Source organism: Rhodococcus aetherivorans (assembly GCF_025722975.1).
Taxonomy (GTDB): Bacteria; Actinomycetota; Actinomycetes; order Mycobacteriales; family Mycobacteriaceae; genus Rhodococcus; species Rhodococcus aetherivorans.
Genome location: NZ_CP106982.1, coordinates 1,229,236 through 1,255,752, shown reverse-complemented (window position 1 = coordinate 1,255,752; position 26,517 = coordinate 1,229,236). Strand labels below are relative to the sequence as shown.

Sequence of the window (26,517 nt, the reverse complement as noted above, 5' to 3'; positions counted from 1 at the left end):
CTGGCTACTATTCTTACTCGCGAGTAAGTTCGTTGTCGACACCACACCGTCGGCCCCTCCCGACAATACCGACGTCCGAACCAGAGAAGGTGGAATCGTGGCTGAAACCAAGAGCGCCCCCGGCCTCTACGCCCAGTTGATCGGGTCCGCGCCCGGAGCATTCCTCGCCAAGCAGTTCGGCCTGCCGAAGCCGGAGAAGCTGCGCCGGTACGAGCCGGGTCAGCCGCCGCTGGCCGGCCCGCTGCTCGTCGGGGGCAACGGCCGCCTCGTCGAACCGATCCGCACTCTGCTGTCCGACTACCCGTTCGCCGATCCCGCCGACACCGCGTACGGGGCGCTCGTCTTCGACGCCACCGGCATCACGGACGTCGCGGGCCTCGAGCAGCTGTTCACCTTCTTCCAGCCCGCGATCAAGGGGCTCGGCCCGAGCGGGCGCGTCGTGGTGCTCGGCACCACCCCGGAGGAAGCCTCCTCCGTGGACGAGCGCATCGCCCAGCGCGCGCTCGAAGGCTTCACCCGCAGCGTCGGCAAGGAACTGCGCCGCGGCGCGACGGCCCAGCTGGTGTACATCTCCCCCGATGCCGCCACCGGCCTGGCCGGCCTCGAATCCACGCTGCGCTTCCTGCTGTCCGCGAAGTCCGCGTTCGTCTCCGGCCAGGTGATCCGCGTCGGTGCCGGCGACGCGAAGGCCCCCGAGTCGTGGGAGCGCCCGCTCGCCGGGAAGGTCGCCGTCGTCACCGGCGCGGCCCGCGGCATCGGCGCCACGATCGCCGAGGTACTCGCCCGCGACGGCGCGCACGTCGTCTGCGCGGACATCCCCGCGGCCGGCGACGCCCTGTCGCAGACCGCGAACAAGGTCGGCGGCGTCTCCCTCGCCCTGGACGTCACCGCCCCGGACGCGGGCGACAGGCTCGCCGAGTACCTGCTCGAGCGGCACGACGGCGCCGACATCATCGTCCACAACGCCGGCATCACCCGCGACAAGCTGCTCGCCAACATGGACGCCGCGCGGTGGAACGCCGTCATGGCCGTGAATCTGCTCGCCCCCCAGAAGATCACCGAGAAGCTGGTCGAGAAGGGCGCGCTGAAGGAGGGCGGCCGCGTGGTCGACGTGTCGTCGATCGCCGGCATCGCCGGCAACCGCGGCCAGACCAACTACGGCGCGTCCAAGGCGGGTGTCATCGGGATGGTGCAGGCCACCGCGCCCGTGCTGGCCGAGAAGAACATCACCATCAACGCCGTCGCACCCGGCTTCATCGAGACGGCCATGACCGCAGCGATCCCGGTGGCCACCCGCGAGGCCGGTCGCCTCATGAGTTCGCTGCAGCAGGGCGGGCAGACCGTCGACGTCGCCGAGACCGTCGCCTGGTTCGCCAACCCGGCGTCGAGCGCGGTCACCGGCCAGGTCGTGCGCGTGTGCGGCCAGTCCATGCTGGGGGCGTGATGGCTGTCGTCGAACTCTCCTCGCGCCCTTCGACTCTCGACGTCTACGCGCGGGCGGCGCTCTCGGCGCTGCCCGTCGTGGGCGCCTCGGGCGACCGCCTGCCCGACGACACCCTCGTACTGCGCGGCCTGCGCGTCGACCCGGACAACCTGGCCGAGTACACGAAGGTGTGCGGACTGCGCTTCGGCGACACGCTCCCGCTGACGTACCCGTTCACGCTGACGTTCCCCGTCGTGATGAAGCTGATGGTGTCGAAGGGCTTTCCCTTCGCCGCCGTCGGTTCCGTCCATGCCGAGAACGTGATCGAGCAGGTGCGGCCCGTGTCCGTGACCGAGCCGCTGGATCTGAGGGTGCATGCCGAGAACCTGCGGGAGCACCGCAAGGGCCTGCTCGTCGACCTGGTGAGCGAGATCAGCGTCGGCCGGGAGCTGGTGTGGCGGCAGACGTCGTCGTTCCTGCACCAGCAGCGCACCTCGCTGTCGGATCAGCCGAAGCCCGAACCGAAGGCCGAGGAGATCCCTCCGGTGCCGACGTCGACGCTGCGGGTGGACCAGAAGACGATCGACCGCTACGCATCGGTCTCGGGTGACCGCAACCCGATCCACGTCTCCCGGCTCGGCGCCAAGGCGTTCGGGTTCCCGAAGCCCATCGCGCACGGCATGTGGAGCGCGGCCGCGGCGCTGCGGGCCGTGGAGGGCCGCATCCCGTCGCGCGCGACGTACTCGGTCCGGTTCGGCAAGCCGGTCCTGTTGCCCGCGACCGTGAACCTCTACGCCGCACGCGCCGCCGACGGCTGGGACCTGGCGCTGCGCCACCCGAAGAAGGGCTACCCGCACCTCACCGCCACCCTGCGCTGAGAGCTGCTGCGCCGCAATCGCTCCGAGCGAATGTATCGTCCACTCTCACTGAGGAGATCAACGATACATTCGCTCGGGCGGGGGCGGGGGCGGGGGCGGGGCGCGCTCGGCGGATCAGCCGGCGAGCAGAGCGTCCATCTGACCGACGGCGAGCCGCAGCCCTTCTTCCATACCCATGCCGGCCAGTTGCTCCATCTGTTCCCGGGACGCGAACGCGGAAAGAATCCGCATCCGGGTGCCGCCCTCGTGCTCGACGAGCTGCATCCGCACCGTGGTGGTCGGCATCTCGAGGTTCGGCGTCCCGTCCTCGTCGGCGAACCCGTCGCTGAATTCCAGGGACTCGGGCGGCGCGACCGCGGTGACGTTCCACCAGCCGCGGTACTTGTCCCCCTCGGGACCGGTCATGAAGTAGGTGACGGTGCCACCCGGGACCAGATCGTGCTGCTCCACGGTCGCCGGGTGGGTCGGCGGTCCCCACCACCGCTCCAGCTGCCGGGGGTCGGCCCACAACTGCCACACCCGTTCGAGCGGTGCGCGGAAGTCGGCGATCAAGGTCAGGGTCAGGCTGTCGAAGTCCTTCTCGACGCTGGTCACGCTCATCGTTGTCGTCCTTTCCTCGGGTCGTTCCGGGCCGGATCCGGTTCCTCGGTGAGCAGGGCCGACATCCGATCCACTCGTTCCCGCCAGGCGCCCTCGAGCTGGTCGAGCACCCGCCGGGCCGTGTCGATCGCGTCCGGGTCGGTGTGCACGAGTTGCTCCCGTCCGCGTCGTTCCTTCCTGACGAGGCCGGCCCGTTCGAGTACCGCCACGTGCTTCTGCACCGCGGCAAAGCTCATGGGATAGGCCTCGGCCAGCCGCGAGACCGACGCCGCGGTCCGCGCGCAGCGATGCAGGATGTCCCGTCGGGTGGCGTCCGCCAGGGCGTGGAACAGCTCGTCCACCGCGTCTTCACGAATCCGATCTACAACCATTTGGTTGTAGATTAGCCGCACAACCCCCGCCTGTAAAGGAGTCGGCGTCGACGGCGGAAACGGACAACCCCGCCGGCGCGACGAGCGTTTTACAAATTACGATATTTTGTCTACCGCTGAGACCAAATGTCCTGTACTGTCCACATCACAGTGAGCTGGCTCATACCGGCTCCTCGAACTGGACGCTTCACGGGACAGGGAGGTCGAACGGTGACGACGTCGGACATCGGGCGGTACGCGCAGGCGCCGGTGGAACAGTGGCGCGATCGCAAGCGGTATCTGTGGCTCATGGGGCTGATCCCGCCCACGGCGATCTTCCTCGCGACCGCACTGATCTGGGGATTCAACCAACTCGGCTGGACCGCGGTCTCGCCGATGTGGTGGTGGATCGGTCCCCTTCTGGTGTACGTGCTGCTGCCGATCCTCGACCGGTTCTTCGGCCCCGACGGGCAGAACCCGCCGGACGAGGTGATGGAGATGCTCGAGAACGACAAGTACTACCGGTACTGCACCTACGCCTACATCCCGTTCCAGCTGGCCAGTCTCGTCTTCGCCTGCTACCTGTGGTCGACCGGGAACCTGTCCTGGCTGGGGATCGACGGCGGCCTGGGGCTGATCTCGAAGATCGGTCTGGCGTTCAGCGTCGGCGTGATGGGTGGTGTCGGGATCAACACCGCCCACGAGCTCGGCCACAAGAAGGACGACCTCGAACGGTGGCTGTCGAAGATCACCCTGGCCCAGACCTTTTACGGCCACTTCTACATCGAGCACAACCGCGGCCACCACGTGCGGGTGTCGACCCCGGAGGACCCGGCTTCGGCCCGCTTCGGCGAATCGTTCTGGACGTTCCTGCCGCGCAGCGTGTGGGGCAGCCTGAAGTCCTCGTGGGAACTCGAGAAGACCCGCCTGCAGCGCCTCGGCAAGAGCCCGTGGACCCTGCGTAACGACGTCCTCAACGCGTGGGCGATGTCGGTGGTCCTGTTCGGTGTGCTCGTCGCGGTGTTCGGCCCGGTGATCATCCCGTTCCTGATCCTGCAGGCCGTCTACGGCTTCTCCCTGCTCGAGACGGTGAACTACCTCGAGCACTACGGGCTGCTGCGGCAGAAGACCGCCACCGGCCGGTACGAGCGCTGCACCCCCGCGCACAGCTGGAACTCCGACCACATCGTCACCAACATCTTCCTGTACCACCTGCAGCGGCACAGCGATCACCACGCGAACCCGACCCGCCGCTACCAGACCCTGCGGAGCATGGACGGCGCCCCCAACCTGCCCAGCGGCTACGCGAGCATGATCGGGCTCGCCTACATCCCGCCGCTGTGGCGCAAGGTGATGGACCACCGCGTCGTCGAGCACTACGACGGCGACATCACCCGCGCCAACATCCAGCCGAGCAAGCGCGGCAAGGTCCTCGCCGAGTACGGGGCGCAGTGATGGCCGCCTACGAGTGCCCGGTGTGCAACTACGTCTACGACGAGACCGCAGGCGCGCCCCGCGAGGGTTTCCCCGCCGGCACACCCTGGGACGCGATTCCCGACGACTGGTGCTGCCCCGACTGCGGGGTCCGCGAGAAGATCGACTTCGAAGGACGCTGACATGACCACGAACTACAAGCTCTTCCGTTGCCTGCAGTGCGGATTCGAATACGACGAGGCCGAGGGCTGGCCGGAGGACGGCATCGCCCCCGGCACCCGATGGGACGAGATCCCCGACGACTGGTCCTGCCCGGACTGCGGCGCCGCCAAGTCCGATTTCGAGATGGTCGAGGTCAGCCGGACATGACCGAGACGATCGTCGTCGTCGGCACCGGGGTGGCCGGCGCGACAGCCGCACAGACCCTGCGCAAGGAGGGCTTCGCCGGACGTGTCGTGCTGATCGGCGAGGAGGCCGCGCTGCCCTACCGGCGGCCGGTGCTGTCGAAGGATCTGCTCGCCGGCAGCATCACCGCGGAGCGGGCACAGCTCGAACCGGCCGGCTACTGGGCCGACCACGACATCGACCTGCGCACCGAGACCCGCGTCGTCGAACTCGACCCACGGCGTCACCGGCTCCGGCTGTGGGACAACGAGATTCTCGACTACGACGCGGTGATCCTGGCGACGGGCGCCCGTGCCCGCCACCTGGACCACGACGGCGGGGACAGGGTGCTGAGCCTGCGCACGGCCGAGAACGTCGCCCCGCTGCGGGCCGCGATCGAGGCGCACCGTTCGCTCCTCGTCGTCGGCGCCGGCCTGATCGGCTGCGAAGTCGCTTCCACCGCAAGGGAACTGGGAGCCGAGGTCACCGTGCTCGAGAGCGCGCCGTCGCCGCTCGCCCGCATCGTGCCGCCCGCCGTCGCCGAGATGTACGTCGGCCTGCACGCCGAACGCGACGTGCCCGTCCACACCGGCGTCGCGCTGCGCTCCCTCACCGGCGACGACGACGGGGTGCATGCCACCGCCGAGGACGGGCGCGCCTGGACGGCCGGCGCCGCCCTCGTCGCGGTGGGCTCGGTGCCGGACACCGCGCTCGCCCGCGCGGCCGGGCTGACCGTCGGCGACGGCATCGTCGTCGACGAGGCCTACCGCACCTCCGCCGCCGGGGTCTACGCCGCGGGCGACGCGATCGAGCAGCCCAACCCGGTGCTCGGCGGCCGGCACCGCACGGAGAACTGGAACAGCGCACGGGCCCAGGGCATCGCCGCCGCGAAGTCCGTCCTCGGGCAGCCGCTCGGCGCCGCGGAGGTGCCGTGGGGCTGGTCCAACCAGTACGGGCACAACCTGCAGTTCGCCGGCTGGTCCCGCCACGACGACGACTACGTGGTGCGCGGGTCGATCGAGGGCCGGGACTTCACGGCCCTCGCGCTGCGCGGCGACCGGCTGGTGGGGGCGATCGCCCTCGGCCGCCCGAAGGACATCCGCATCGTGCGGCAGCTCGTTGCCGCCGGCGCGGCGGTCGATCGCGGCGCGCTCGCGGACGAGTCCGTCGCACTGGGCGACGTCGCGGGTCGGCGCGCGGCGGCCACGCCGGCATCGCTGTAGCGGGCCGCTCAGCCTTGGTGGTCGGTGCGCTTCTTACCAGCCAGACCGCGCCAGGCCAGGTTCTCGAGCAGATCGGCGGCCTTCTCCACGTCGATCTCGCCGCCGGCGATGCGGTCGGCGACGGCCTCACCGGCGCCGACGAGCGCAACGGCCATGATGGCGAAGTCGGTTCCCGGCTCCGGGTCGCGCGTGCTCGATTCGAGCAGGTGCGCGGTGAGCTCGATGAGCCGGTCCCGGCTGCTGCGCACCTGCCCGGCGAACGCCTGCTGGGACATCGCCTGGCGGTAGAGCACCATCCACGAGTTGCGGTGGGCGTCGACGAATCCGAGGAACGACTCGAGCGCCACCCGCAGCTGATCGCGCGGCGTGAGCCCGGGATCACCGGCGGGCGTCAGGGCCTCGACGAACCGCTGCCCCTCCCGGCTGATGCACGCGGCGAACAGTTCGTCCTTCGAGCCGTAGTACAGGTAGAGCATCGGCTTGGAGATCTGGGCCCGGGCCGCGATGGCGTCCATCGAGGTATTGTGAAACCCGTTCTCGGAGAAAACCTCCACGGCGGCGTCCAGCATCTGCTGTTCCCGCACCGCGCGAGGCAGTCGCTTGGTACCGCCGGCCATGTCTCCTCCAAGTCCCGATGCTCCCAGCTCCTTACTCTAGAGTAAGGAGCTGGTTTCCGACGCCGATTCAGCAGTCCAGCGCGCCCTTGGCGCGCGCGACGGTGCGCACCGCGTCGTCCACCCGCGCGGCCGGCAGCGCTCCCGTCGCCACGGCCTGTTCGAGATGGTCGAGCACCCGCGGGACGTCGTCGGTGGTCAGCCACAACGCCTGGTCCACCCCGGCGGCGAGCGCCGCCTGCACCGCTTCGGTGATGTCGTACGTGTCGGTGATGGCCCGCATGCCCGACAGGTCGTCGGTGAAGACCACCCCGTCGAACGGCGGGGCACCGTAACCGGTTCCGGACCGCAGCAACTGCACCGCCTGCGGGCTGATGCTCGCCGGCAGTCCCTCGGTCAGCCCCGGCACGTCGAGGTGCCCGAGCATCACCGCGACCCCGGAATCCACGAGCTCCCGGTACGGCACCAGGTCCACCTGCTGCAGCTGGTCGAGCGGCGGCGCGGTGACCGCACCGGTGTGCGAGTCGCCCGACGCCGAACCGTGGCCCGGGAAGTGCTTGAGCACCGGCAGGATTCCCGCGTCGCGCAGGCCCCGCGCATAGGCGCCGGCGTACTGCACCACCACCTGCGGATCGTCGGAGAAGGAGCGGTCGCCGATCACCGAGTCGTCCGGCTGGCTGCTCACGTCCACGTCCGGCGCGAAGTCGACGGTGACGCCCAGCTCGCGGAGCTCGCGGCCCCGCTCGAGCGCCATCCGGTACGTCTCCTCGACGGTCATCGTCTGCGCCGTCACCCGCGCCGACGGATCGGGACCGAACAGCGCCCCCACGCGCGAGACCCGGCCGCCCTCCTCGTCGATGGTGACCATCAGCGGCAACCGGCTCGCCGCCACCACCTGCGGGATCTCCCGGTTGGCCAGCATCGACACGTCGGTCCAGCTGCCGACGAAGATCCCGCCGATCTGTTCGGACCGCACCGCCTCGAGGGCGTCGGCGGTGCCGGTGACACCGACGTTGAGCAGCTGGGCGAGCCGCTGCCGCACCGTCAGCGACGCGAGCAGCTCGTCGCCGCAGGACGGTGCGGGTGACGCGGTCGCCATCGGGGCGGGCGACGGCGACTGTGCGACGGTCGACGTGGCCTGCGACGTCGCGGCGGCCGTGGGCTCCGGGGTCCGGGGCGCGTCCTGTCCCCCGCACCCGGCGACGGCGAGGACAGCCGCGACCGCGACGGTGAGGGTGTGACGGATCCGCATGGCCACCGACGGTAGCCGACCACCGCCGCGCCTGCCCCGACGACCCGCGGCGACGGGTAAAGTGCCCCCCAAGGACCGCCACGACAGCAGGGGACGCGTGATGCCCGCAGATCTCATCCTCATCGCCTACGACGGCTCCGAGAACGCCAAGCGGGCCGTGCGGTATGCGGGGCGATTCCTCGCCTCGTGCCGCGCCGTCGTCGTCACGGCCTGGGAACCGATGGTCCGTCAGGCCGCCCGCATGTCCGGGCTGTCGGGGGTGATGCAGCCGGAGTGGGTACCCGACGAGGAAACCGAGGACGTGGCCCTCACCGACGCGAAGGTGATCAACGCGGAGGGACTCGAACTCGCCCGCTCCGCCGGCCTCGCCGCGGAGGGCCGAACCCTCGAGGTGGTCAGTGCCGTGTGGACCGCGATCGTCGAGGCTGCCGACGAGCTGAACGTCGACATCATCGTCACCGGCACCCGCGGCACCACGGGCCTGCGCTCGCTGCTGCAGTCGTCGGTGGCCGACCACGTGCTGCGCCACAGCCATCGGCCCGTGCTGATCGTCCCCCCGGGGCGCTAGCCGCGGCGCGTACCGGGCGCGGGCGGGGGATATCGTCGACCCACCATGGACGGTTTCCTGCTCTCCCGCGCCGATCGCACCGTGCACACCACCGGGACGCGCCGCCGGTTCACCGACGTCGCCGAGGCCTCTTTCGCGTTGCGCCGCGGCGAGGCCGACCTGATCGTGGGCGCGCTGCCCTTCGATCCCGAGCGCCCCGCCGCGCTGACCCAGCCGGAGACCGCCGACGTGACCGACGCGGCGTGGCAGCCACCGGACGCCCTGCCCGCCCTGCCGGCGGTGCGGATCGCCGCGCAGACCCCGGCGCCGCAGCAGCACGTCGCGCGGGTCGCGGCGCTGCGCGACCGGCTCGGCCGCGGCGAATTCGACAAGGTCGTCGCCGCGCGCTCGGTCACGCTCGTCTCCGAGACGCCCGTCGACCCGCTCGCTCTCGCGGCCCGGATGGCCGAGCGCCACCCCACCGCCCACGTCTACGCGGCGGACCTGAGCGCCGCCGGCGAGCGGTACCGCGGCCACACCCTGGTCGGCGCGACGCCCGAACTGCTGGTCAGCCGCCGCGGCGACGCCGTCACGTGCCGTCCGCTCGCGGGCACCGCCGCCCGCTGCGCCGACCCCGGCGCCGACCGTGAGGCGGGCCGGCAGCTGCTCGCCTCGGCGAAGAACCTCGCCGAGCACGCGTTCGTCATCGACTGGATCCGCTCCCGCCTGACCCCGCTGTGCAGCGAACTGGAGATCCCGGGCACGCCCGTGCTGACCGCCACGAGCGACGTGTGGCACCTGGCCACCCCGATCACCGCCACCCTGCGCGACCCCCGCACGGACGCCCTGACGCTGGCAGCGGCACTGCACCCGACCCCGGCCGTGGCCGGCACGCCCACCGAGGCCGCACTCGCGGCGATCCGCAGCACGGAGGGCGACCGTCGCTTCTACGGCGGCGCCGTGGGGTGGTGCGACGGGGACGGCGACGGGGACTGGCTGGTGGCGATCCGCTGCGCCGAGCTCAGCGCCGACGGCAGGCGGGCCCTCGCGTGGGGCGGCGGGGGCATCGTCGCGGCGTCCGATCCGCAGGCCGAACTCGACGAGACCACCGCGAAGCTGCGCACGCTGCTCGGCGTGCTCGGCCTCTAGGCCGCCGCGAGTGGAGCAGGCCACAGTCGCACCCGTGCGGGTGATACCTTGACGCGGAGCGCAACGACGCCGGACCGGTTCCGGCACCGTCGCGCACGACGAATGTCGGCTGCACACGGAAGCCGACGACGGACGATGGGGAGATGGGTATGGCGAAGTTCCTGGGCCCGGGCCTGGTCAGCGCGGCGATCGGCGCCGTCCTCGGCGCCGTGGCGGTGTTCGGGGTCACGGCGGCGGTTCAGGAGAACACCCGCCCGGAGGTCGACCGCAGCGGCAACGCCGATTCCTCCCTGCTGAACCAGGTTGAGTACGGCAGCCGCTGACGGCGCCATCCACGCGACGAGTTCACGCACTTCCCACGGCGCGGTGCCCCACCCCGGTGGGGCACCGTCCGCCGACCCCCTCTCCAGGCGGTGGTTGTACGGGGCCGCCGTGGTGTCGCTGCTGTTGGCGTTCGCGCAGGCCCCCGGCCTGATCGTCGCCGACACCAAGTACGACCTGACCCAGAACCCCCTCGGGTTCCTCACCCGCGCCGCCCACCAGTGGAGCAGCCTCGCCCCGCTCGGCCAGGTCCAGAACCAGGCGTACGGCTACTTCTTCCCGCACGGCTCCTTCTTCGCCGTCGGCCAGCTCCTGCACGTCCCCCCGTGGATCACCCAACGGGTGTGGTGGGCGCTGCTGCTGCTCGCCGGGTTCTGGGGCGTGGTGCGGCTCGCCGAGGCGCTCGGCGTCGGCAACCGTGGTTCCCGGCTGATCGCCGCGGCGGCGTTCGCACTCTCGCCCCGCGTGCTGACCACCCTCGGATCCATCTCGTCGGAGACGCTGCCGATGATGCTGGCGCCGTGGGTGCTGCTGCCGCTCGTGCGCTACCTCGACGGCGACCGGGCGCTCCCGCACCGGCGGGAAGCACCGCAGCTCGCCGCGCAGTCCGCCGTCGCGGTGGCCCTCATGGGCGCGATCAACGCCGTCGCCACCGTCGCCGCGTGCCTCGTCGCCGGGCTGTGGTGGATCGCGCACCGCCCGAACCGGCGGTGGTGGCGGTTCACGCTGTGGTGGATCCCGAGTTGCGTCGTCGCGGTGCTGTGGTGGATCGTGCCGCTGCTGCTGCTCGGCCGGGTCAGTCCCCCGTTCCTGGACTACATCGAATCGTCCGGGGTGACGACGCAGTGGACGTCGCTGGCGGAGGTGCTGCGCGGCACCGGCAGCTGGACCCCGTTCGTCTCCCCCGAGCGCATCGCCGGCGCGGTGCTCGTCACCCAGCCCGCGGCGGTCCTCGTCACCGGCCTGCTCGCCGCCGCGGGCCTCGCGGGGCTGGCGATGCGGTCGATGCCCGCCCGGGGGCGGTGGGCGCTGATCCTGTTCGCCGGCATCGCCGGGCTGGCCGCCGGGTACGTCGGTGAACTCGGCTCGCCGATCGCCGAGCAGGTGCGGTTCTTCCTGGATTCGGCCGGCGCCCCGCTGCGCAACGTGCACAAGCTCGAGCCGCTGGTGCGGTTGCCGCTCGTGCTCGGGCTCGCGCACCTGCTGCGCCGGGTACCGCTGCCCGGCGCGGTGCCGTGGCGGCAGGCCCGGACCGCGTTCGCCCACCCCGAACGCCAGCCCATGGTCGCGTTCACCACCCTGATCCTCGTGGCGCTGACCCTCGCGACATCGCTCGCGTGGACCGGCCGGCTCGCCCCGCGCGGTGCCTACGACGAGGTACCCGGATACTGGCACGAGACCGCCGCGTGGCTCGACGAGCACACCTCGGCCCGCGGGGAACGCGCGCTGATCGTGCCGGGCGCCCCGTTCGGCAGCCAGATCTGGGGCCTGACCCGCGACGAGCCGATCCAGCCGCTCGCGTCGACGCCGTGGGCCTCCCGCGACGCCGTGCCGCTCGTGCCGCCCGGCGCGATCCGGGCCCTGGACGCGGTGCAGCGGCACCTCGCCGACGGCCGGCCCACCCCCGGCCTGGCGGCGACGCTGCGCGGCCAGGGCATCGGCTACGTGGTGATCCGCAACGACCTCGACCCGGAGACGTCGCCGTCGGCGCGGCCGGTGCTCGTGCACCGGGCGATCGAGGGCTCCCCCGGGCTCGTGCGGGTCGCCGAGTTCGGCAACGAGATCGCCCGGAACTTCGAGGAGGGCTTCACCGCCGACTCCGACCTGCGACCGGCCTACCGGGCGATCGAGATCTACCGCGTGGACGTGCCCGGCGCGCCGGTCGGCCCGTACGCCGTGGACGCGGCGACCGTTCCCCGCGTCCAGGGCGGTCCCGAGGCTCTGCTGCGGCTCGACGACGCCGAGCCGGGGAACACCGGCCCCGCGCTGCTCGCGGCCGACGCGAGCCGGGCCGGCCTGCCCGTCGGCGACGTCGTCGTCACCGACACCCCCACCGACCGGGAGACCGACTACGGCCAGGTCGACCACCACAGCTCGGCGATCCGCGCCGCCGGCGACCCGCGGCGCACCTACAACCTCGTGCCGGACTACCCGGTGCCGGACACCGACCTCGTGCGCGCCGAGTGGGAGGGCGCGCGGATCAGCGTGTCCAGCTCCGCGTCGGACGCCACCCAGCTCGGCGGCACCTCCGTCGGCAGCGGGCCGGCGGCCACCGTCGACGGCGACCCGACCACCGGCTGGCACAGCAACGGCCTCGAGTCCGCGGTCGGGCAATGGCTGCAACTCGACCTCGACCGGCCCATCGAGGCCGGGCTGCTCCGGCTGAGCACCAGCCCCGGCGCGATCGGCACGCCGGTGAAATGGCTCGAGGTGACCACCGACCGCGGCAGCACCGCCGTGCGCATCGAGAAGCCCGGCCGGGAACAGACGGTGGCGCTGCCGCTCGGACGGACGACCTGGATCCGGATCACCTCCACCCGCACCGAGGACGGATCCGTGGGCAACCAGTTCGGGCTGACCGAGGTGGCGGTGGACGACTTCACCGACCGGGACAACCCGCGGCCCGTCGACATCCGGCAGCGGATCGTGCTGCCGGACGTCGCCGCCGGGGCCGCCGTGCGGGGCTGGAACCTCGGTCAGGAACTGCCCGGCCGCGGCAGCTGCGTCGACACCCCCGACCGGGTGCGGTGCGCGCGGGGCCTGGCCGTCGCACCCGAGGAGCCGAACGTCTTCACCCGCACCCTGTCGGTGCCCGACGCGACGTCGGTGGCGCCGCAGCCGTGGGTGCGGGGACGGCCCGGCCCGGCGCTCGCCGAGGTCGCCGCGTTGCCGGACCGGGTGGTCGCCCGCGGCGCCGCCGACGTCGTGGACCTGCAGGGCTCCGCGTTCGCCGCCACCGACGGTGATCCGCGGACGACGTGGACGGCGTCGGAGGAGGCGGTGCGGCCCGGGGCACCGCGACCGACCCTCACCCTCGACCTGCCGTCCCCGCAGCTGGTCACCGGCCTCGAGGTGGCGCCGAGCCCGGGACCGCTGCCGGCGCGGCCGACCCGCGTCGCCGTCGACCTCGGCAACGGCCCGCAGGTGCGCGATATCGAATCATCAACAGCGACAATCGATCTCGAACCATACGTCACGGACCGGGTAGTGCTCAGCCTGGTCGGCTGGGACGACGTGCTGGACCAGACCGTGCTCGGCTTCGCCAAGGTCGGCCCGCCGGGACTGGCGGAGGTGACCGTGCTCGGCCCGGACGGGCCGATCGGCCCGCAGGACCCGGTGTACGAGCGGCAGGTCACCGTCGGGTGCGACGCCGGGCCCGTGCTGACCGTCGACGGCCGCACCTACCGGACGTCGGTCACCGCGACCGTCGCGGACCTCGCCGCGGGGGTCGAGGTGCCCGCCACCCTGTGCGACGAGACCGTCGCGCCGCTGCCCGCCGGGCACGTCGACGTCGAGCTGGACCCCGGCCAGGCGTTCACCGTCGGGACGCTGCGGCTGCCGGTGCCCGGCGCCGTGAGCCCGCCGTCGCCCGAACCCACCGAGCTCGCCGTCGGCACCTGGACGGAGAACCTGCGCGAACTCGAGGTGCCTGCGGCCGAGCGGGAGCGGATCGTCGTCGTGCCGGAGAGCACCAACGTCGGTTGGGTCGCCACGGCCGCGGACGGCACCGAACTGACGCCCGTGGTGGTCGACGGCTGGCAGCAGGGCTGGGTCGTGCCCGCCGGGGCCGGTGGCACCGTGACGCTCGAGTTCGCCACCGACCGCTGGTACCGCCTCGGCATCTTCGGCGGTCTGCTCCTGCTGCTGCCGCTGTTCGCGCTCGCGGCCTGGCCGCGCCGGCGCCCCGTCGCCGACCCGGGACCGCCGCCACGGGTGTGGGGCAGCACGACCGTCGGCTTCGCCGGCGTCCTGGCCGTCGCGACCCTCGCGGCCGGTGCGGTGGGCGCGGCGACGACGATCGTCGCGGCGGTGGCGATCGTGGCGGTGGGCGCGCGCTGGGGCCGCGACGTGGCCGCCCGCACGCTCGTCGTCGTGACCGGGGCCGCCACCATGACGGCGATGGCGTTGCTGTCCACCGGGCCGTGGCGAGCGCCGGGCGGCTACGTCGGGCACTCGTTCGCGATCCAGTTCGCCGCGCTGTGCGGGCTCGTCGCGCTGGGGCTCGCGGCGCTGCCGGTCTCGCTCAGGGCGCGGCGGAGTCTGCGACGCGTTCTGCGGTGGTCGCGACGCGGCGCTGGCGGCGCCTGACCTCCCGGCGCACCGGCTCCTCGACGAGCGCGTAGCTGACCGACGCGACGGCGATGCTCAGCACCAGCGTGACCGCGAGCACGAACCAGAAGTCGCCCTGGAACGGGATGAGCCCGAAGACCGGGAAGACGATGGACAGCACCGCCAGGTGCCAGATGAAGATGCCGTACGACCATCGGCCCACGGTCAGCGCCGGCCCGCTCGCCAGGATGCGGTGCTCGGCGCGCGGCGCGAGGACGAGCGGCGCCAGCAACGCGAAACTCATGAGCGCACCGAGGAGGATCTTGCCGTTGTACTGCCACGGCTCGAGCGTCACGAGCCCCTCCGGCCCACCGAGGGACGTGGTGGACAACGCGAATGCGGCCACGGCGATCCCCGCCATGAGCACCCGGTGGGAGGCGAGCCGGTGCACCCAGGTCCGTTCGCCCGACACGAGTTCGGCGAGCAGCATGCCGGCGCCGAACCACGGCAGATAACCCGGCAGCCAGTTGTCGTGGTTGATGTGGCCCGGGGTGGGGACCGGCAGCCACGCCCACACCAGCGACAGCGCGCTCACGGCGAGCAGCAGCGGGACGCGGAACCGGGCCCGGTCGCCGCGCAGCCCGGCGAGCGCCGCGGCGAACAGCGGCAGCAACAGATAGAAGGCCACCTCCACGGACAGGCTCCACATCTGGGTCAGTCCCTCGGTGAGGCTCAGCGGCACGAACACCTGCACCAGGGTCAGGTTCGCCAGCCACAGCCGCCAGCCGCTGCCCGCCCCGGGCAGCAGGAGCAGCACGACGCACACCACCACCCAGTACGCGGGCAGGATGCGGGTGGCCCGCGACAGCAGGTAACGCCCGGCGGGCGGCGCGGCCCCGAGACCACGCGCGGCCGCCGCGTGCGGCCGCCACAACAGGAAGCCCGACAGCGCGAAGAACAGGGCGACGGCCAGGTCGAACCGGCCCCAGATGCGGCCGAGCACCGGATCGTCCACCGCCCCGGTCTGGAACGCCACGTGCGTGATCAGGACACCGACGGCGGCGAATCCGCGCATGCCCTCGAGCGCCGGCAGGAATCCGGAGATCGCGGAAGCCGGGGCGACGGGCGGGGTGGTGCTGGTCATCGAGGACAGTCTGCCCGGTGGGGTCGTGGCGGGGAAGCCGGGATCTCGAGTCCGCGCGGTGGCGCGCGCCGGGCGGCTGCCCTGTTAGTGTCTGGGCTCACGTGGTATTCGCGAGCCGGATGCCAGGCGATCCGTGCAGACCGGCTGCCGGTGGGGGTACTCGATGGAACCGTTGAGTGAGGAGACACAGCATGGCTGAGCGTTCGGGCTCGGGCCGGAAACTGGCATTGGCGTTGGTGGGCCTGGGCGCCTTCCTTATTGTCGCGGCGATACTGATCCCGACCTATACCGTCGGCAAGCTCGCCAAGACGCCGCTGGATCTCGAGGTGACCACGGTCGCCGAGGGCACCGGCGACATCCTCAACGCGCGGGCACTGCTGTCGGGGCGGGCGCAGGTCGACACCGACGTGCCGATCGTGGCGCAGCGGTTCGTCACCGTGGAGGAGCCGTCGGACGCCGACATCATGACCCTGCAGGCCGGCCAGACGGTCCGTCGCCTGGACATGCAGGGTGACACGGGCCTGGTCTCCGCCACCGTCGACCGGGTCACCGTGGACCGGGTCAGCGGCATGCCCGTCACCCAGGAGGAGAACCCGGACGCCGTCAGCACCATCCAGACCTCGGCGACGGCGCCGCCGGCGGAGATCCCGAACCGCGACGGCCTGCAGTACCGCTTCCCGTTCGGCACCGAGCAGAAGTCGTACCCGTACTTCGATCTGAACGCGCGCGAGACGTTCCCGATCGACTACATCGACGAGACCGAGATCAACGGCGTCAAGGTCTACCACTTCCGGCACGAGGTCGGGCCGATCGACCTGTCCACGGTCGATCCGTCGGTGCCGACCTACAAGCTGAGCCTGCCCGCCTCCACGTGGGGCGTCGAGGGCGGCGAGACGCCGGTAACCATGACCCGGTGGTACACCAACGTTCGTGACCTGTGGGTCGAGCCGGAGACCGGCGTCGTCATCAAGGGCCAGGAGCAGCAGTACCAGTACTACGCCCGCGAGGCGAACCGTCCCGAGGTGACGGTGCTGCAGGTGAGCCTGCCGTTCAACGAGGACACCATCGAGTTCCAGGTGGACCAGGCCAAGAACGGCATCGACACCCTCAGCCTCTTCGGTCGCACCGTGCCGATCATCCTCGGCATCCTCGGTCTGATCTCCCTGATCGCCGGCATCGTGCTCGGCCTGCGCGGCGGCAGCGGCCGCACCGGCCGTCCCGTCGCCGCGACGGGCGGCCCGACCGCCCCGGCCGGCCCGGCCCATGCCGCGCCGGGACAGCGCGACTGGACCAGCGACCGCACCGAGGAGATCCCCCGCACGGACGCTCCCCCGCAGCAGCGGGACTGGACCACCGACCAGACGCAGGAGATCCCGCGCACCGACCTGCGCAAGGAACCGCCGCAGCAGTAGTCACGAGCGCCGATGCCCCTCCCCGATCCGCTCGGGGAGGGGCATCGGCGTTTTCGTGGGCGCGCTCGTTCGGCCCGCGGCAACCGAATGTCACACGGGGTCAGTCGGATCGAACAGCTGTCACATTCGGCCCCGCGGGGTGGGCCGCGCGGACCGCCAGCACGGAGACCACCGTGGCGGTGACGGCCGCGACGGCCACGGCGACGAGCACGAACTGCCGGGTGGTGGACGCGACGGTGAGCATGAGGGTGGCCTCCACCGCGAGGCCGGCCCACGCGACGGCGGCGAGATGGGTGCGCTCGCCCGCGATCGCGGACAGCAGTGCCCCCTGCAGCACCGCCAGGCACGCGCCCTGCAGCGCGAACAGCCACAGCAGCGACTGCACCGGGGCGTACGCGTCGCCGACGAGCAGCGGCACCAGCGGCGCACACACCGCCGCCCCGGCGACGAGGACCGCGCCGATCCCGACGAGGACGGCCAGGGCGGACCGGACGGCGGCCGCGGACTGGGCGGGGTTGGCCATCCGCGGGTACAGCACCACCCCGACGGCCTGCGGCAGCCAGAACGCGACCTTCGTCGCGACGGCGCCGAGCGCGTACAGCCCGGCATCCTCCGGGTCGAGCACGGCGCGGGCGAGCAGCAGGTCCAGCGAGGTCAGGGCGATCAGCGCCAGCTGCACCTGGGAGGCGCGCAGTACCGCGGGCACGCCGACCGCCGGGGCGGCACCCGACTCCGGTCCCGCCGGGGAGCTCGACACGAGCGCGGCGGCCCCGGCCGCGACGAACCCGGTGCCGACCGCCCCGGCGAACAGCGCCGCCCCGGGCCCGCCGCCGGCGGCGAGCACCGCGACGGCGGGCACGACCTTCGCCACGCCGGCCGCGGCGAGGACGACACTGAGCGCGCCGAACCGTCCCCGCCCCTGCAGCAGGCCCTGCTCGGCGGCGAGCAGCACCAGCAGCGGCGCGGTGACGAGCGAGCCGAGGGCACCGGCGACGCTGGTGTCGAGGACCCACGCGACGAGCGGCACGACGGCCAGCGCGACGACCCCGGCGAGGCCGGCGCAGCGGTACCCGAGACGGCGCAGGGACGCGGTGCCGGCACCGAGCACGGTCTCCCGGGCGACGACCGTCTGCAGCGCGAGCGCCGGCACGGCCAGCACCAACTGGGCGGCCAGCAGGCCGGCGAACTCGCCGTACCCCGCGGGGCCGAGCCACTGGGCGGCCGGCAGGTGCAGCAGGTAGGAGGCCAGGCTGGCGGTCATGGCCCCGGCGGTCACCATCGTCATCCCGGCGACGGTGGTTCCGGTGGCCGAGCGCGGCGTCTCAGGTCGCGGCATCGGACCATGGTTGCACGCCGCCGGGTGCGGGCGGCGAGGCACCGGATCCGGACCGGGGTGCCGGGGCGGGCTGGGTATTGTGCGGCCATGCCCAGGCCGGTGTCGCTGCGTCCCGCTGTCCCGGCCCTCTACAGCCTGGCCCTGGCGGTCGTGGTGCTCGGGCCGCTGCTCGTCTCCCCCGGTTACCTGCTGTTGCGCGACGCGGTGAGCACCCCGCGGTCCTTCCTGACGGATTCGGCGCTGGGTCTGACCGACGCCGCGGCGCGGGCGGTGCCGCAGGACGCGTTGCTGGCGACGGCGAGTGCGGTGGTGGACGGCGGTGTGGTGGTGACGGCGCTGCTCACCGGCGCCCTGTGGGCGGCCGGTTGGGGCGGCGCCCGCCTGGTGGCGGTGCTGTTGCCGGCGGCCGGTCTGCCGGCGCGGCTGGTGGCGGCGACGGTGTTCGTGTGGAACCCGTACGTGGCGGAGCGGCTGCTGCAGGGGCACTGGAGCCTGGTGGTGGGCTACGCGGCGCTGCCGTGGACGGTGGTGGCGTCGGTGGCGGTGCGACGGGGCGCCCGCTCCGGGTGGGCGTCGCTGGCGGTGTGCCTGGGCGCGGCGGGGCTGACGCCGACGGGCGCGCTGCTGGCGTCGGTGACGACGCTGGCCGTGCTGGCCGCTCCGGGCGGGCGGTCCCCACTGCTTCCCCGTCTCGCGGGCGCGGTGGCGCTGGCGACTGCGGTGGCGGCGCCGTGGCTGGTGGCGACGGCCGTGTCCGGCGGTGCGGGCGACGGGTCGGATCCGGCGGGGGTGCGGGCGTTCGCGGCGCGGGCCGAGCCCGCGCTGGGCACGCTCGGCAGCGTGGCGGGGCTCGGGGGCATCTGGAACGCCGACGCGGTGCCCGGTTCGCGGGCGACGGTGTGGGCGCTGGTCGGCACGGCGGCGCTGCTGCTGGTGGTGGCGTGCGGGGTGCCGGCGCTGTGGCGGCGCCGGCGCAACCCGGTGCTGGGGGTGCTGACGGCGCTGGCGGCGGTCGCGGTGCTCGGTCCGGCCCTCGCGGCGACGGGGACGGGGTTGCGGGCCGGAGCGTGGGCGATGGTGCACGTGCCGGGCGCGGGTCTGCTGCGCGACACCCAGAAGTGGGTGGCGTGGGCGGTGCCGCTGTACGCGCTGGCTGCCGCGGCAGGTGTCGGCACGGTGCGCGGGCGGTTCGGCGGCCGGGCCGGCGCCTGGGCCACGGCGGCCGCGCTGACCGTGCTGCTGGCCCTTCCGGATCTGGCGTGGGGCGTGGGCGGGCGGGTGCGGCCGGTGCAGTATCCGGACGCGTGGCAGCGGGTCGCGGCGGCGGTGCCGGCGGGCGCCGGCGACGTGGCGGTGCTGCCGGCCGGAATGTTCCGGCGATTCGAGTTCAGCGGCGCCGCACCGGTTCTCGATCCGGCACCTCGGATGCTGCGCGCGGACGTGCTGCAGTCCGGGGAGCTGATCGTCGCCGGAGGCACCGTCGCCGGCGAGGGTCGGGGCGCCGCGGAGGTGGAGCGCCTGCTGCTGGCCGGGGCGGCGCCGGCCGACCTCGCTGCCCACGGCGTGGGCTGGGTGCTCGTCGAGCACGGCACGCCCGGGGACCTCGGCGACTCGGCCCGCGCGCTCGAGCAGCTCGAGCCGGTGTTCTCCGATGCCGCGCTGTCGCTGTACCGGGTGCCGGGGGTCGACGGGACGCGGTCGGACGACCGGACGGCGGCGATCGCCGCGCACGCACTGTGGGTGGCGGTGTCAGCAGGCGGGCTCGTGGGCCTGCTGGTCCTGCGACGGCCCGCCCGGCGCCGCGAGCACCACGGCGGCCTCCGCCGGGCGCGGGAACAGTCCTGAGACGCGGCGGCCCGCGGCCGTCGCGGCGAGCACCTCGTGCACCCCGTCGCCGGTCGCGGACCAGGAGAACTCTGCGGCCCGCACCCGGGCCTTGCCGCCGAGGGTGCGGCGACGATCCGCGTCGGCGAGCAGGTCGGCGACGGCGTCGGTGAGCTCGTCCGCGGAGTCGACGAGCACGCCGGTGACGCCGTCGATGATCGAGTCGGTCAGTCCCCGCGAGCTGCGGTAGCCGACGGTGGGCACGCCGTGCTGCGCGGCCTCGACGACGGCCAGCCCCCAGCCCTCCTTGCGCGACGGCATCACGTGCACCCAGGACCGGGAGAGCAGTTCGTGCTTGCGGTCCTCGGCGACGTGGCCGTGGAAGGTGACGGCATCGGTGATGCCGAGGTCCGCGGCGGCCGCGCGCAGGTTCCTCTCCCACCAGCCGCCGCCGATGACGTCGAGGTGCAGGCCGGGGACGCGGTCGCGCAGCGCGGCGACGGCGGCGAGGGCGTCCTCGATCTGCTTGTGCGGCACGAGCCGCGACAGCACGCACACGGTGGGGTGCGCGGTGCGGGTGTGTTCGTCGCCGGGCTCGACCCCGGCGGGGACGGCGTCGGCGCCGTTGCGGACGACGGCGATGCGGTCACGGTCGACGCCGAGGGCCATCAGTTCGTCGGCGGACGGCAACGACACGGTCAGGTACTGGTCGTCGCGGTGCAGGCGCGGCGACAGGGCGGACTCGATCCACCAGCCGAGCCTGGCCATGACGCGGCCGGCGACGGGCCACTGCTCACGGTGGCAGTGGTGCACGAGCACGGTCACGGGCGCGCCGGCGACGAGGCGGGCGAAGAACGGGATGCCGTTCTGGGTGTCGATCACCGCGTCGGGCCGGAGGTGGCGCAGCGGACCGAATCCGAGACGGCCGGCGGCGATCGCGGCGAGGGCGCGGGGGTAGACGGTGAGCCGGCCGCCGCCGCGGCTGACGGTGATGCCGTCGATCTCGTCGCGGCCGGGGGCGCCGGGGTAGGCGGCGGTGCGGAGGGTGACGCGGATGCCGCGCGCGGCGAGCTGGGCGCCGACCTGTTCGAGGTAGCGTTCGCTGCCCCCACCCTGGGGGTGCCCGGTGTCGCGCCAGCACAGCAACAGAACCTCGCGCACGTGGCGACCCCCTGTGGTTCGTCGTCGACGGTTGTATCCCGGAACACACTAACGGGTGCGGGGCCGCCCGCGGTGGAGGGTTACCGGCGGGTAGTGCGGTGCGGTGGCCGCTATGGTTGCTCCTCGTGGTTGTTCCGACCCTGCCCGTCCCCCCGGTGGCTCGAACCTTCGCCCGGCGCGCGACCCTGCGCCGGTCCGTCGGGCTGCTCGGCGACTTCCGGCACGAGCAGTCCGCGCCCGAGTTGTTCTACGGGGCGCTCGCGCGCGACACCGTGGAACTGATCGGTGATCTGTACGCGGGACTGACCGGCCGGGACCTGACCGGCACGACCGTCGTCGACGTGGGCGGCGGGCCGGGGTACTTCGCGGAGGTGTTCGGCGCGTCGGGCGCCCGCTACGTGCCGGTCGAGCCGGATCCGTCGGAGATGCACGCGGCCGGTCTCGCGGTGGGCGGGTCGATCCGTGGCTCGGGCCTCGCGCTGCCGCTGCGCACGGGATCGGTGGACGTGTGCTTCTCCTCGAACGTCGCCGAGCACGTGGCGCAGCCGTGGGTGATGGCCGACGAGATGCTGCGGGTGACGCGGCCGGGCGGGCTGACGGTGCTGTCGTACACCCTGTGGTGGGGCCCGTTCGGCGGGCACGAGACCGGCCCGTGGCACGCGTTCGGCGGCGAGTACGCGGCGCGGCGCTACGCCCGCCGGCACGGGCGGGAGCCGAAGAACCGGTACGGGGTCTCGTTGTTCGAGGTGGGTTGCGGCGACGGGCTGCGGTGGGCGCGTTCGACGCCGCACGGCGAGCTGCTGGCCGCGTTCCCCCGGTACCACCCGCGCTGGGCGTGGTGGCTGGTGCGGGTCCCCGCGGTGCGGGAGTTCCTGGTCAGCAATCTGGTGCTCGTGCTGCGCAGGCGCTGATGGTCGCGCTCGCCCTCGACGTCGGCGGCACCAAGATGGCGGCCGCCCGCGTCCGCGCCGACGGCACGCTCGACGCACCGCGGACGGTGCCGACGCCCGCGGCCGGCGTGTGGGCGGCATGCGCGGAGCTGTTGCGTCGGGTCTCCGCGGGAGCCGAGGTGACGGCCGTGGGGATCGCGAGCGCCGGGCCGGTCGACGTCGGCGCCGGTGCGGTGGCGCCGATCAACATCGGCGAGTGGGCGGGCGGTTTCGGCCTGGTCGACGCCGTGCGCGGCCTGTTCCCGCGGTCGCGGGTGCGGCTCGCGGTCGACGGGGCCGCGGCCGCGCTGGCCGAGCACCGGCTCGGGGCGGGCCGGGGTGCGACGGACCTCGTCGGCGTCGTGGTCTCGACCGGCATCGGCGGCGGTCTGGTGCTGGGCGGCCGGATCGCCGGGGGCCGGACGGGCAATGCGGGCCACATCGGGCACATGGTGTCGAGCGTGGGCGCCGACCCGTGCGCGTGCGGGGGTGTCGGGTGCGTCGAGACCGTGGCGAGCGGGCCGGCCGCGGTGCGGTGGGCGCGGGAGCACGGCTGGTCCGGTGCCGACGGGGCGGCGCTGGCCCGCGCCGCGGGCGCGGGAGATCCGGTCGCGGTCGCGGCCCTGGGGCGTGCGGGGGCGGCGCTCGGGGAGGTGTTCGCGTCGGCCGCGGCGCTGGTGGACGTGGACCTCGTGGTGGTCGGCGGCGGGTTCGCGCAGGCCGGGGAGCCGATGTGGCGGCCGATGCGCGAGGCCGCGGCCCGGCACGCGCGGCTGCCGTTCCTGACCGGGCTGGAGATCGTGCCGGCGCGGCTCGCCGCCGTGGGGACCCTGACCGGCGCCGGGATCCTGGCCGTCGGGGACTGAGCTTCGGCGCGAATCGCCCGCACCGCGGCCCCCGTCGCGTCACAATACGAAGACAGTGTCCTCGGGACGGGAGCGGCCATGACGCCTTTCCAGCGCTACATCGCCGAGGAGATCGCGGTGGATCACGCCGACGGTCTGCTCACCCGCCGCGAGGCGCTGCGACGGCTGGGGCTGCTGGGGCTCACCCTCACCGCGGCATCCTCGCTGCTCGCCGCCTGCGCAAACGAGAACGGCTCGCCCGCAACGCCTTCCGCGACTCCGGGAGCGACCTCGGGCACTCCGGCCCCGACGTCGCCGGTGGCGCCGCCGGGCAGCGCAGATGCCGTTGCGACGGAGGCGATCACGTTCCCCGGCCCGGACGGGCGGACGCTGCAGGGTGCGTGGGCGCCGGCGGCGGACCCCCGGGGCGCCGTGCTCGTGGTCCACGAGAACAAGGGTCTCAACGACCACATCCGATCGGTGGCCGGGCGCCTGGCGGGGGCGGGCTACTCGGCACTCGCGATCGACCTGCTCTCCGAGGAGGGGGGCACGGCGTCGTTCGCCGACCCGGCACAGGCCACGGCCGCACTGAGTACCGTTCCGCCGCAACGATTCTCCCAGGACATGCGCTCGGGCATCGACGAGTTGACGCAACGGGTGCCCGACCGGCGCATCGGGGCCGTGGGGTTCTGCTTCGGCGGCGGCATGACGTGGCTGCTGCTGACGACCGGCGACCCGCGCCTCGCGGCGGCCGTCCCGTTCTACGGACCGCTGCCCGACGGCGCCGACTTCGCCGGGTCGCGGGCCGCCGTCCTCGCGGTCTACGCCGAACTCGACCAGCGGGTGAACGCGTCGCGGGACGCGGCGACCGCCGCCCTCGAGCGCGCGGGCCTGGTGCACGAGGTGGTGACCTACCCCGGCGCCGACCACGCGTTCTTCAACGACACCGGACCGCGGTACAACGCAGACGCGGCCGCGCAGGCATACGACCGCATGCTCGCCTGGTTCGGGACACACCTCGGCTGACCCCTTCCGAAAACTTGTAACGTGTTCTAGTGTTCGAGGTCACAGCCCCGGTGGCCGGAAGGAGAGCGCGTGAGCATCGACCCCGACGCGTCGGCGCACGGCGCCCAGGACGGCTCCGCCCACGATGCCGAGGTCGCGCGCCCCCGCGACTCCCGCCGGGATCCCGGACAGGTCCGCGAGAACCTGCAGCGCTGGCTCGCCACCAAGGTCACCGCCCCCGTCGTCGAGAACGTGCACCTCCCCGAGACCACCGGCATGTCCAGCGAGACGCTGCTGTTCGACGCCCGCTGGGACGGCACCGACCATCCGCTCGTCGCCCGCGTCGCCCGCGTCGCCCCCGCCGACACCACCGTGCCCGTCTTCCCCGCCTACGACCTCGAGGGTCAGGCCCGGGTCATGGGCGCCGTCGGCGAGCACTCCACCGTCCCCGTCCCCCGGGTGCACTGGTACGAGCCCGATCCCGCGCCGCTCGGGGCCCCGTTCTTCGTCATGACCCGGGTGGCGGGCCGGGTGCCACCGGATGTCATGCCGTACAACTTCGGCTCCTGGGTCACCGAGGCCGGCGACGCCGAGCGTGCCGCCATGCAGGACGCGTGCGTCGACGTGCCGGCCCGGATCCACGACGTCGCCCCGGTGGCCGCCGGGCTGGGACCGGCCGGCACCGTCACCGACGCCGTCCGGGCGCACCTGGACCGGCAGCGCTCCTACTACGAGTGGACGACCCGCACCGGTGGTCCCCGCTCCCCGCTCGTCGAACGTGCGCTCGCCTGGCTCGACGCCCGTTGCCCCGACGACCGCTCGCCCGCGGTGCTGTGCTGGGGCGACGCGCGGATCGGCAACATCCTGTTCGACGGTTTCCGGCCCGTCGCGGTGCTCGACTGGGAGCTGGCCACCCTCGGCGCCCGCGAGATGGACCTGGCCTGGATGACGTTCCTGCACAGGTTCTTCGAGGACATCGCCGCCGCGGCCGGGCTGCCCGGCCTGCCGGGCTTCCTGCGCCTGGACGACGTCGCCCGCGCATACGCGCAACGCACCGGCCACGTCCCGCGCGACCTGCACTTCTACACCGTCCACGCGGCGCTGCAGCACGCGATCATCATGCTGCGCATCCACACTCGCGCGGTGCATTTCGGCCAGGCGCAGCCACCCGGCGATCCCGACGACGCGATCATGCACCGCGCCGCCCTCGAAGCCATGCTCGACGACACCGACCGGCAGGGGGCGGCGCCGTGAGTTCCCTCTCCCCCCTGGACGACTACCCCGTCCACCAGACGGCCGAACCGATCCGGCGCGTCGCCACGTCCGACCGCAACTTCTACGACCGGTACTACTTCAACTGCTACCCCGCCGACACCACCGACCTGTTCCTGATCGTCGGCATGGGCCAGTACCCGAATCTCGGTGTGGCCGACGGTTTCGCGGTGCTGCGCCGCGGCGACGACCACCTCGTCGTGCGGGCCTCGCGGGCCCTGGGGACCGATCGCACCGACACCACCGTCGGCCCGCTGCGCATCGAGGTGCTCGAGGGGCTGCGGCGGCTGCGGGTGGTGCTGGAGCCCGGCCATGCCGAAACCGCCGACCTGTCCTTCGATCTCACGTTCGACGGGGTCGTCCCCGCCACCGAGGAGACCCCGCAGCGGCTGCGCCGGCTCGAGCGCGTCGTCATGGACACGTCCCGGTTCGTGCAGACCGGCCGGTGGGCGGGCACCCTCACCGTCGACGGCCGGACCCGGCAGGTGGACCCGGGCACGTGGCTCGGCAACCGCGACCGCTCCTGGGGGGTGCGGCCCGTCGGGGAGCCCGAGCCGCCCGGGCGCACGGCCCACGAGGGCATGCCCGGATTCTTCTGGATCTACTCGGTGATGCAGTTCGACGACGACACGATCGTCACTATCGTGCAGGAGGACGACCACGGCCGCCGGCTGGTCGAGGAGGCGGTCCGGATCCGGCCCGGCGCCGAGCCCGAATGGCTGGGCCGGCCGGAACATCGGCTGGTGTTCGCGCCGGGCACCCGCAACGTCACGGGGGCGACGCTGACGTTCCACCGGCCCGGCTGCGAGGCGGTGACCGTCGAATGCGAACTGCTGGTGCCGAACCTGCTCGGCATCGGCACCGGGTACGGACTCGAACAGGACTGGCGGCACGGCATGTGGCAGGGCGAACTGGTCGTGCAGGCGCTGCGCCGCGACGTCCGGGAGATCGATCCGGCGCTGCTGATGTTCTGTCCCACCGACCATCTCGCGCGGTTCCGGATCGCCGGGTCGGACACCGTCGGCACCGGACTGTTCGAGGTCGCCGTGATCGGACCGCACCGGCAGTACGGCTTCACCGGGTTCGCCGACACCCACCCCGCGCACGACAACGACCGAGCGACATCCGACCAGTAGGAAACCAGG

General features: G+C 73.2%; 24 protein-coding genes. 17 read left to right on the top strand and 7 right to left on the bottom strand.

What is annotated here, in order from left to right; translation table 11 throughout:
• Positions 1-97 precede the first annotated feature (97 nt).
• Positions 98-1,444 carry a 3-oxoacyl-ACP reductase gene (locus OCS65_RS05905; protein WP_263509152.1) on the top strand — a complete coding sequence of 449 codons (1,347 nt, stop codon included), beginning with the start codon at positions 98-100 and terminating at the stop codon, positions 1,442-1,444.
• Positions 1,444-2,301: a MaoC/PaaZ C-terminal domain-containing protein gene (locus OCS65_RS05900; RefSeq protein WP_029546038.1), complete on the top strand. Its 858-nt coding sequence runs from the start codon at positions 1,444-1,446 to the stop codon at positions 2,299-2,301. Before OCS65_RS05905 ends, OCS65_RS05900 begins: the two co-directional genes overlap by 1 nt.
• 114 nt (positions 2,302-2,415) lie before the next feature.
• Here OCS65_RS05900 and OCS65_RS05895 read toward each other — a convergent pair whose 3' ends face one another.
• Positions 2,416-2,901 (bottom strand): SRPBCC family protein, encoded by a 486-nt coding sequence (locus tag OCS65_RS05895; protein WP_065922086.1) that lies wholly within the window; start codon positions 2,899-2,901, stop codon positions 2,416-2,418.
• The gene (locus OCS65_RS05890; protein ID WP_029546042.1) at positions 2,898-3,272 is read right to left on the bottom strand and encodes an ArsR/SmtB family transcription factor; all 375 of its coding nucleotides are present in this window, start codon (positions 3,270-3,272) and stop codon (positions 2,898-2,900) included. Before OCS65_RS05890 ends, OCS65_RS05895 begins: the two co-directional genes overlap by 4 nt.
• Positions 3,273-3,482: 210 nt before the next feature.
• Between OCS65_RS05890 and OCS65_RS05885 the strand changes: the two genes are divergently transcribed.
• Genes OCS65_RS05885 through OCS65_RS05870 form a run of 4 tightly spaced genes read left to right on the top strand, consistent with a single transcriptional unit; the run spans position 3,483 to position 6,292 of the window.
• A complete protein-coding gene (locus tag OCS65_RS05885) occupies positions 3,483-4,706 on the top strand; it encodes an alkane 1-monooxygenase (RefSeq protein ID WP_006940284.1) in 1,224 nt (407 codons plus the stop codon).
• Positions 4,706-4,867, top strand: coding sequence for a rubredoxin (locus OCS65_RS05880; protein ID WP_003939211.1), 162 nt, complete (start codon positions 4,706-4,708; stop codon positions 4,865-4,867). The genes OCS65_RS05885 and OCS65_RS05880 overlap by 1 nt, the downstream gene beginning before the upstream one ends.
• Position 4,868: 1 nt before the next feature.
• A complete protein-coding gene (locus OCS65_RS05875; protein ID WP_006940282.1) occupies positions 4,869-5,054 on the top strand; it encodes a rubredoxin in 186 nt (61 codons plus the stop codon).
• A complete protein-coding gene (locus tag OCS65_RS05870; protein ID WP_029546046.1) occupies positions 5,051-6,292 on the top strand; it encodes an NAD(P)/FAD-dependent oxidoreductase in 1,242 nt (413 codons plus the stop codon). Before OCS65_RS05875 ends, OCS65_RS05870 begins: the two co-directional genes overlap by 4 nt.
• A gap of 8 nt (positions 6,293-6,300) precedes the next feature.
• Here the strand turns inward: OCS65_RS05870 and OCS65_RS05865 are convergent, their stop codons facing one another.
• Together OCS65_RS05865 and OCS65_RS05860 are read right to left on the bottom strand one after the other, a co-directional pair.
• Positions 6,301-6,909 (bottom strand): TetR/AcrR family transcriptional regulator, encoded by a 609-nt coding sequence (locus OCS65_RS05865; RefSeq protein WP_006940279.1) that lies wholly within the window; start codon positions 6,907-6,909, stop codon positions 6,301-6,303.
• Between the two features lie 67 nt (positions 6,910-6,976).
• Complete coding sequence (locus OCS65_RS05860; RefSeq protein WP_006940277.1) at positions 6,977-8,158, bottom strand: glycoside hydrolase family 3 N-terminal domain-containing protein; 1,182 nt, start codon at positions 8,156-8,158, stop codon at positions 6,977-6,979.
• Positions 8,159-8,258: 100 nt separating this feature from the next.
• On the opposite strand from OCS65_RS05860, the gene OCS65_RS05855 reads away from it, so the two are divergent.
• The 4 genes from OCS65_RS05855 to OCS65_RS05840 all read left to right on the top strand — a co-directional run bounded on the left by OCS65_RS05855 (position 8,259) and on the right by OCS65_RS05840 (position 14,483).
• Positions 8,259-8,726 (top strand): universal stress protein, encoded by a 468-nt coding sequence (locus OCS65_RS05855; protein ID WP_006940275.1) that lies wholly within the window; start codon positions 8,259-8,261, stop codon positions 8,724-8,726.
• A 45-nt stretch (positions 8,727-8,771) separates the two neighbouring features.
• Entirely contained in the window at positions 8,772-9,854 is a 1,083-nt protein-coding gene (locus tag OCS65_RS05850; RefSeq protein ID WP_263509145.1) for an isochorismate synthase, read from the top strand.
• Between the two features lie 149 nt (positions 9,855-10,003).
• A complete protein-coding gene (locus OCS65_RS05845; RefSeq protein ID WP_006940271.1) occupies positions 10,004-10,177 on the top strand; it encodes a DUF2613 domain-containing protein in 174 nt (57 codons plus the stop codon).
• Between the two features lie 43 nt (positions 10,178-10,220).
• The gene (locus tag OCS65_RS05840; protein ID WP_420833233.1) at positions 10,221-14,483 is read left to right on the top strand and encodes an alpha-(1->3)-arabinofuranosyltransferase domain-containing protein; all 4,263 of its coding nucleotides are present in this window, start codon (positions 10,221-10,223) and stop codon (positions 14,481-14,483) included.
• On the opposite strand, the gene OCS65_RS05835 is transcribed toward OCS65_RS05840, so the two are convergent.
• Positions 14,419-15,588: an acyltransferase family protein gene (locus OCS65_RS05835; RefSeq protein ID WP_029546051.1), complete on the bottom strand. Its 1,170-nt coding sequence runs from the start codon at positions 15,586-15,588 to the stop codon at positions 14,419-14,421. The genes OCS65_RS05840 and OCS65_RS05835 overlap by 65 nt on opposite strands.
• Positions 15,589-15,779: 191 nt before the next feature.
• Between OCS65_RS05835 and pgfA the strand changes: the two genes are divergently transcribed.
• The gene (pgfA, locus tag OCS65_RS05830; protein WP_029546053.1) at positions 15,780-17,000 is read left to right on the top strand and encodes a cell envelope lipid trafficking protein PgfA; all 1,221 of its coding nucleotides are present in this window, start codon (positions 15,780-15,782) and stop codon (positions 16,998-17,000) included.
• Between the two features lie 100 nt (positions 17,001-17,100).
• Here the strand turns inward: pgfA and OCS65_RS05825 are convergent, their stop codons facing one another.
• Complete coding sequence (locus OCS65_RS05825) at positions 17,101-18,336, bottom strand: polysaccharide biosynthesis protein (RefSeq protein ID WP_065922084.1); 1,236 nt, start codon at positions 18,334-18,336, stop codon at positions 17,101-17,103.
• An 87-nt stretch (positions 18,337-18,423) separates the two neighbouring features.
• On the opposite strand from OCS65_RS05825, the gene OCS65_RS05820 reads away from it, so the two are divergent.
• Entirely contained in the window at positions 18,424-20,181 is a 1,758-nt protein-coding gene (locus OCS65_RS05820; protein ID WP_198163365.1) for an MmpA family trehalose lipid delivery protein, read from the top strand.
• Here the strand turns inward: OCS65_RS05820 and OCS65_RS05815 are convergent.
• Complete coding sequence (locus OCS65_RS05815) at positions 20,086-21,321, bottom strand: glycosyltransferase family 4 protein (RefSeq protein ID WP_029546059.1); 1,236 nt, start codon at positions 21,319-21,321, stop codon at positions 20,086-20,088. The two genes, OCS65_RS05820 and OCS65_RS05815, sit on opposite strands and share 96 nt — an antisense overlap.
• Positions 21,322-21,476: 155 nt before the next feature.
• Between OCS65_RS05815 and OCS65_RS05810 the strand changes: the two genes are divergently transcribed.
• The 5 genes from OCS65_RS05810 (at position 21,477) to OCS65_RS05790 (ending at position 26,508) form a co-directional block, all read left to right on the top strand.
• Entirely contained in the window at positions 21,477-22,232 is a 756-nt protein-coding gene (locus OCS65_RS05810; protein WP_029546061.1) for a class I SAM-dependent methyltransferase, read from the top strand.
• Positions 22,232-23,116: an ROK family protein gene (locus OCS65_RS05805; protein ID WP_050035914.1), complete on the top strand. Its 885-nt coding sequence runs from the start codon at positions 22,232-22,234 to the stop codon at positions 23,114-23,116. The genes OCS65_RS05810 and OCS65_RS05805 overlap by 1 nt, the downstream gene beginning before the upstream one ends.
• Positions 23,117-23,194: 78 nt before the next feature.
• Positions 23,195-24,121 carry a dienelactone hydrolase family protein gene (locus tag OCS65_RS05800; RefSeq protein ID WP_006940256.1) on the top strand — a complete coding sequence of 309 codons (927 nt, stop codon included), beginning with the start codon at positions 23,195-23,197 and terminating at the stop codon, positions 24,119-24,121.
• 69 nt (positions 24,122-24,190) lie between these two features.
• A complete protein-coding gene (locus OCS65_RS05795) occupies positions 24,191-25,354 on the top strand; it encodes a phosphotransferase family protein (RefSeq protein ID WP_065922082.1) in 1,164 nt (387 codons plus the stop codon).
• On the top strand, positions 25,351-26,508 hold the full coding sequence (locus OCS65_RS05790) for an Rv3169 family protein (protein ID WP_065922081.1): 1,158 nt from the start codon (positions 25,351-25,353) through the stop codon (positions 26,506-26,508). The genes OCS65_RS05795 and OCS65_RS05790 overlap by 4 nt, the downstream gene beginning before the upstream one ends.
• Positions 26,509-26,517 lie beyond the last annotated feature (9 nt).